The following is a 7,104-nucleotide window of genomic DNA, read 5'->3' as shown; positions in this document are numbered from 1 at the left end:
ATTTTCATAACATTTTTTATTTCGGTGGTTTGCCTTTTTAAATTATCTTCCATACTTGCTATGTTTATTCTGTTCCAGTTATTTTCAAGGTTTTGCTGCCATGCCGCTTTATTTCTTGCAATTTCAAAATTATTGTTTTGCATTTTTTCCGTCTCAATAATTGAAGGAACATAAAATTTTCTTGTATATTCCTCAATCATTCTGTTCGTGTTAAACATAGGGCATATCGTTTGCATACAAAGTTTCATTTTTTGTATCCAGCCCCTTGGTAAATTATCAACCCCTCTGTCATAAAAGAGAGGAACTATTTCTTTTTCCAATACTTCGTATAAAGACCTGCTTTCAACTTCGTTTTGATATTCCAAATCCGTATAAGTATCGGTTGTGCCTATTCTCCAGCCGTTTTCGCCGTTATAACCTTCGCACCACCATCCGTCTAAAATACTGAAATTTAAAACTCCGTTAACTGCAGCTTTCATTCCGCTTGTTCCGGATGCTTCTTCCGGTCTTAATGGATTGTTTAACCAAACATCAACACCCTGCACCATATAATGTGCAACATTTACATCGTAATCTTCAAGAAAAACAACTTTAAACATAATTTCCGGGTCTGAAGCCAAACGAACAATGGATTTTATAATTTCCTTACCTTTATCGTCTTTCGGATGTGCTTTTCCGGCAATTATTATTTGAACCGGTTTTTCTTTATCAAGCAAAATCTTTTTTATTCTTTCCATATTTCTGAAAATTAAATTGCCTCTTTTATATGTTGCAAACCTTCTTGCAAAACCTATGGTTAATGCCTCCGGGTCCAAAACTTCATCGGCATACGATATAACCTGTTTTGATAAACCTCTTCTTGCCAATTGGTTTTTAAGACGCTGTCTTGCAAAAGAAACGAGACGTTCTTTTCTTCTTTCATGGCTTCTCCAAAGTTCGGCATCGGGAATTGTTGCAATTCTTTTCCAGATATTTTGGTTTTCCGGTTCTTCAATCCACATATTACCCATGTATCTTTGAAATAAGTTTGCAAAATCGTAAGAAAGCCAAGTATTTGTGTGAATACCGTTAGTAATGTGTGTTATTGGAATTTCTTTCCTGGGAAGATCCGGCCATATATTTTGCCACATCTTTCTTGATACTGTTGCATGCAGTCTGCTGACACCGTTTGCATGCCCGCAAGCTTTAAGAGCAAGAACAGTCATTGAAAAATCTTTGTTTACATTTTGCGATTTTAAATCTTTACCTAAATTTAAAAATTCTTCTTTGCTTAAGCCGATTTCCTTATATAATTTTTCAAAATATTTTGAAACCAAATCCGATGTAAAAACTTCATTTCCTGCAGGAACAGGTGTATGTGTTGTAAATACACATGTTGATTTTACCATTTGTTGTGCCTGTTTAAATGATAAACCTTTAGCCATTAAACTTCTTATTTTTTCAATTAATAAAAATGCGGAATGCCCTTCATTTATGTGAATTGCCGACGGGTTAATATTTAATGCTTCCAAAACTTTCATGCCGCCGACACCCAATATGAATTCCTGTTTAATTCTGTTTTCTCTGTCACCGCCGTATAATTCACCGGTTATTGTTCTGTCTTTAAGTGAATTTTTATGATAGTCCGTATCAAGTAAATACAAAGAAACTCTTCCTACCTGAACTTTCCAAACCCTTGCATAAACAACCGGCGAATCCGGTAAAGAAACCGTTACTGTTAAAGATGTTCCGTCGGAATTTCTTAACAATTCCATAGGCATACGGAAAAAATGGTTCATATTGTATTCTTCCATTTGCCAACCGTCATTTGTTAAATATTGTTTAAAATATCCGTTTCTGTAAAGTAAACCTATACCGACCAAAGGAAGCCCCATATCACTTGCGGATTTTAAATGATCGCCGGATAATACACCGAGCCCGCCGGAATAAATAGGCAAACTTTCGTGTATTGCAAATTCCGTGGAAAAATATGCTATTTTTTTATCTTTATGTTCGGGAAAAGTTGTATCAAACCAGGTTTGCATACTCATATATTTATCCAAATCGCTTTTTACCATTTCCATGTGTGAGATAAAACTTGTATCGTTTGAAAGTTCTTCCAATCTTTCCTGACTTATTAAACCTAACATTGCTTTAGGATTATGATATGTTTCTTCCCAAATATCAACATTCATTCTTTTAAACAATTCTATGGCATCACTGTTCCAACACCACCATAAATTATCAACAATATCAAGAATTGGTTTTAATTTATCCGGAAGTGCCGGCATAACGATAAAACTGTTGGCCTTTTCAAACGAAATTGTTTCCTGATCTTCATTGAATAAATTTTTTTCTTTAATCATATTTTTCTCCATTAAAAAATCGTTTTGCGATTTATTGACAATTTATGTTATTTTACTATTTTTTCAATTACTTTTAAAGATAAGTCAACACCGCATTGTAAATCCTTGATATTAAAAACGGAAGTTGCCGCATGTAAATACCTTGTAGGAATACTTAAAATTCCCGTTAAAATCCCCGACCTGTTCATATAAACAACGGCACCGTCTGTCATTCCTCCGTCTACAATATCTATTTGGTGCTTTATTTTATTTTCTTTGGCTGTATCTATCATAAGTCTTCGTACCTTGTTATTTACTATAGTTCCCCTTCCGGATGCTTCTATCATTGTAATGCCTATGCCGCTGCCGATTTTTAAAGAACAAACTTTTTTTTCTATTCCGGGAACATCGCCTGCAACATTTGTATCAAGTATCAATGCAAAATCCGGATCAATTGCAAAAGAAGAAGTTCTTGCACCTTTTAAGCCGACTTCTTCCTGTGCGGTTGCAACCGCATATACTTCGGCATCGACATTAATTTTTTCCATAATTTTTAACATTTCATAACAACCTGCTCTGTTATCGATTGCTTTTCCGTAATAAACATCACCGTTTAAAACACCTGCATTAGGTTCAAAAATAATTTGGTCACCGATTTCCACTTTCTTTAAAACTTCCTCTTTTGAGGAACAACCGATATCTATAAACATATTGTCATAAGTAACAAGTTTTTTTCTTTCTTCTGCTGTTTGCAAGTGAGGAGGTTTTGAACCTATAATACCGCAAATATCACCGGATTTTGCCTTTATTACAACCCTTTGCCCGAGTAATACCGTATCGGCAATTCCGCCGACCTTAATAAAATATATAAAGCCGTCATCACTTATATGTTTTACTACAAAACCTATTTCATCCATGTGAGCGGCTATCATTATTTTTTTTGAACCTTTGCCTTTTTTTGCAATTACATTTCCGAAATTATCAATTTTTACACTGTCGCAAGTTTTTTTCAATTCTCTTTTCATAATGGCGGCAACATCTTCTTCATACCCGGAAATACCAGGTGCAACCAAAAGTTCTTTCAATAATTTGTCCATAATTATTCCTCTGTTTTTATATTTTTTATTGCTTTTATTCTATCTAATACCGGCGGATGAGAATACTCCAAAAAAACTTTAATCTTATGCGGAGTTAAATTACTTAAATTGTCAACAGATAATTTTTTTAGTGCTTCTATCATTTCTTGCGGATGTTTATAAGTTGTAACGGAATATCTGTCGGCTTCGTATTCATATTTTCTTGAAATAATATTTTGTATTACCGATAAAAACATTGATATGGGAATATATAAAAAACCGAAAAAAACAAGTGAAGCATATACGGATAAATGCTCCATTTTAAAAGCGGCAAATAAATTTTGATTGTTTATAAAAAAAGACAAAATAAAAAACATCAAAAATGTATTTATAAAAGACATCAACATAAATTTATTTATGTGTCCTTTTTTGTAATGCCCCATTTCATGTGCTAAAACCGAAACCAGTTCTTCTTTTGTATGTTTTGCAATTAAAGTATCAAAAAGAACTATTCTTCTGAATTTTCCAAAACCCGTAAAAAAAGCATTTGTTTTTGTTGACCTTTTTGAACCGTCCATTTTATAAAGCCCTTTCATTTTAAAATTTTCCCGTTTTGCATAATTTTCAAGTTCGGTTTTAAGTTCACCGTCTTCCAACGGCTCATATTTATTAAACAACGGCATTATTAAAACCGGAGCAATAAATGTTATTATAAGTTCAAACAAAATGGCACAAACTGCGGCATAAAGCCATGCAAGACTTTCAAATTTAATAAAAAATAAAAGTATAACGGCAATTAAAGGCAACCCTATTACCGCAAACAATAATATTGATTTTAAAATATCCGTTATAAATGTTTTAACCGTTGTTCTGTTAAATGAATATTTTTCTTCTATAACAAAAGTATCATAAACGGAAAACGGTATTTCCATAATATTAAACAATAACATCAATATTGAAATAAAAATTAAACCCGTTATTATTTCCCCGAAGCCGAAACTCCTTGCAATATTATCTATATAATTAAACCCGCCAAACAAGATAAAAAGGATTTCTACTATTAAAATTAATGTTGAATTAAAAAAAGAAAGATTTGTTTTATCTTTTAAATAATTTTGAGATTTCTTATATTTTTCGTTATCGTAATAACCCTCAAATTCTTTAGGAAGTTCGGTTGATATATTTTTTACATTAAGATAATCCGAAAAAAAACTTACCGTAAAAGAAACCGTTAAAAACAAAATAATAATCACTAAATAAATATCCACAAAAAATTTCCCTCAATTAATTTATTTTTTTCCTATAACTTTCCACAATTCTATTAAACTTTTTACATAATTATATTTTATATCCGCTTTTAAAATATCATTATCAACATTATTTGATTTTATTTCTTCTGTTTTTATAAGTTTATTATACCAAAAATTATATTCGCTAAATGCCTTTCTGACTTCCAACTTAATTTTATCTTCCATTTTGGCTCTTTCTATTGTTGTTTGTCTTGCTTTTATTTTCTTTTGTTTTAACCTTGCAAACATGGCACCGCCTTCAAATAAAGGAACATTTACATTTAAAGAAATATACCAATCCCGTTCCCAATGGTCCATATCATCACCTAACCAATCATAAGAAGCGCCGAACATAACAGTAGGAAGTTTTTCCATATTTATTAAGTTGACACCGATATTATCTATACTTTCCTGATACTGTGTTGTTTTTATCTCAGGACGAAATTGATATGCCCATAAAATACATTGCTGTAAATTCAAATTTAACTTTTCAATTTTAATTTCACCTTCAATATCAATTACGGTATCAAGTTCCAAACCTATTAAAGACAAAAGCTCCAATGTTTCAAGTTCATATTGATGTTTGAGTATATCGAGTTGATTTTGTAATGTTTCATTTTTATTCTTTTCCAAATATTTTTTATAAATATCTATTTTTTCTTTTAATGCTATATTTTTATAAAATTGTGTTTTTACCTGTGCGGTCACTTCATTTTTTTTAATTTCGGAATTTGTTTGTGCTTTTTCGTACTGAATTTTTGCAAGTCTGTTCGTTGCTACAGTTTTTCCTCCGTTATAAATACTTTGCCATAATGCAATTTTTGTTGAATAAAAATAGTCTCTGTTTCCTTCGGGTAATAAAATTGTTGCAGGCAAGTAATTTGAATTTATCAATGTTGAAACATCGTTACTGAATCTTGATAAGTTAAAGTTTAAGTCCAACGTAGGATAATATAAAGCTCTTGCTTCACTTACCCTTTGTTCTGCAAAAAACACCGCCTCTTTTGCAATTAAAACATCTTGGTTTATATTCAATGCAAGTTTAACACATTCTTCTATATTTAAAATTCTTTCCGTTTTTTGTGCAAACAAAGGTAAACTTAAAAACAGCAATAATAAAACAATCAATTTTTTCATTATTTTTTCCTAATCAAGATTTTTAAATCCGATATTTGTTTTAATATTGATTTTTTAGAAGTTCCGCCATAAGAAGTTTTTGCATTAACAATATTTTTAACATCTATGAATTTATATAAATCTTTTTCTATTTCTTTTGAAAATTTTTGATATTCGGCAATTGAAAGCTTATCCAATGTTTTGTTATTATCTATACAATAGTGAACAATTTTTTGAACTATTCCGTGTGCGGTTCTAAAAGGAATATTTTTTCTTGCAAGATAATCTGCAATTTCTGTTGCCTGTAAAAAACCTTTTTCGGTACTTTTTAAAGTTCTGTCTTTTTTAAATTCAAGTGATGCCATAATATCGGTAATAACTTCCAAGCACAATTTAACGGTGTCTGTCGCATCAAAAACAGGCGGTTTATCTTCCTGTAAATCCCTGTTGTATGCAATTGGAAGCCCTTTCATTATTGTAAGCATTGCCGTTAAATCGCCGAAAACTCTTCCTGTTTTTCCCCTTATAACCTCGGCGGTATCCGGGTTTCTTTTTTGCGGCATAATTGATGAACCGGATGTAAATTTATCGTCTATATGTATAAAATTAAATTCTACCGATGACCAAGTAATAATTTCTTCGGCAAGTTTAGACAAATGGACGGAAATTAAAGACAAATCAAAAATGAATTCCGCACAAAAATCCCTGTCACTTACACCGTCCAAAGAATTTTCGCAAGGTCTGAAAAATTCCAACAACTTTGCTGTATAATTTCTGTCTATCTTAAATGATGTTCCCGCAAGTGCGGCACTTCCAAGCGGCATAATATTTGTTCTTTTTAAGCAATCTATAATTCTTTCTTTATCTCTTTGTATCATCCAAGCATAAGCAAGTAAATGATGAGAAGCAATTATAGGTTGTGCCGGCTGTAAATGAGTATATCCGGGCATTATAACATCAATATTTTTTTCGGCTTTTTCAACAAGAACATTTTGAAAAGCATTCAACATATCAAATATTGTCAAAATTTCTTTTCTTATATAAAGCCGTAAATCCGTTGCTACCTGATCGTTTCTGCTTCTTGCGGTATGCATTTTACCGCCGATAGCACCGATTCTTCTTATAAGTTCTTTTTCTATTGCAAAATGAATATCTTCTTCAACCGGAAGAGTCCAACCTTTTGACAAATCTTTCAATATTGATTTTAATCCTGCAATAATTTTTTTACCGTCGGAAGCAGGTATAATTTTTGTTTTTATTAACATTTGCACATGTGCAATTGAACCTTCAATATCTACT

5 protein-coding genes are annotated in these 7,104 nt (G+C 31.7%); all 5 read right to left on the bottom strand.

Features of this window, described 5'->3' with window-relative positions; genetic code table 11:
- Positions 1-2,345 (bottom strand): alpha-glucan family phosphorylase (gene glgP / locus ACMUOV_RS03010; RefSeq protein ID WP_413853571.1); only part of this gene is annotated, 2,345 nt, incomplete at its 3' end.
- 47 nt (positions 2,346-2,392) lie between these two features.
- Positions 2,393-3,421, bottom strand: a complete 1,029-nt coding sequence (locus tag ACMUOV_RS03005) for a M42 family metallopeptidase (protein ID WP_413853570.1) — start codon at positions 3,419-3,421, stop codon at positions 2,393-2,395.
- Between the two features lie 2 nt (positions 3,422-3,423).
- Entirely contained in the window at positions 3,424-4,668 is a 1,245-nt protein-coding gene (locus ACMUOV_RS03000; protein WP_413853569.1) for a M48 family metallopeptidase, read from the bottom strand.
- Between the two features lie 21 nt (positions 4,669-4,689).
- Positions 4,690-5,826 carry a TolC family protein gene (locus tag ACMUOV_RS02995; protein WP_413853568.1) on the bottom strand — a complete coding sequence of 379 codons (1,137 nt, stop codon included), beginning with the start codon at positions 5,824-5,826 and terminating at the stop codon, positions 4,690-4,692.
- A partial coding sequence (gene argH / locus ACMUOV_RS02990) for an argininosuccinate lyase (protein WP_413853567.1) occupies positions 5,826-7,104 on the bottom strand: 1,279 nt, incomplete at its 5' end. The genes ACMUOV_RS02995 and argH, both read right to left, overlap by 1 nt.

It is taken from the genome of Candidatus Ruminimicrobium bovinum (assembly GCF_902760015.1).
Lineage (GTDB): Bacteria > Elusimicrobiota > Endomicrobiia > Endomicrobiales > Endomicrobiaceae > Ruminimicrobium > Ruminimicrobium bovinum.
The sequence above is the reverse complement of the archived record's forward strand: the minus strand, read 5'-3'. Positions and strand labels throughout refer to the sequence as shown.

What these genes read in the sequence shown, in the direction of transcription:
- ACMUOV_RS02995 (WP_413853568.1), bottom strand. Translation starts at nt 5,826, where the DNA reads ATGAAAAAATTGATTGTTTTATTATTGCTGTTTTTAAGTTTACCTTTG.
- ACMUOV_RS03005 (WP_413853570.1), bottom strand. Translation starts at nt 3,421, where the DNA reads ATGGACAAATTATTGAAAGAACTTTTGGTTGCACCTGGTATTTCCGGG.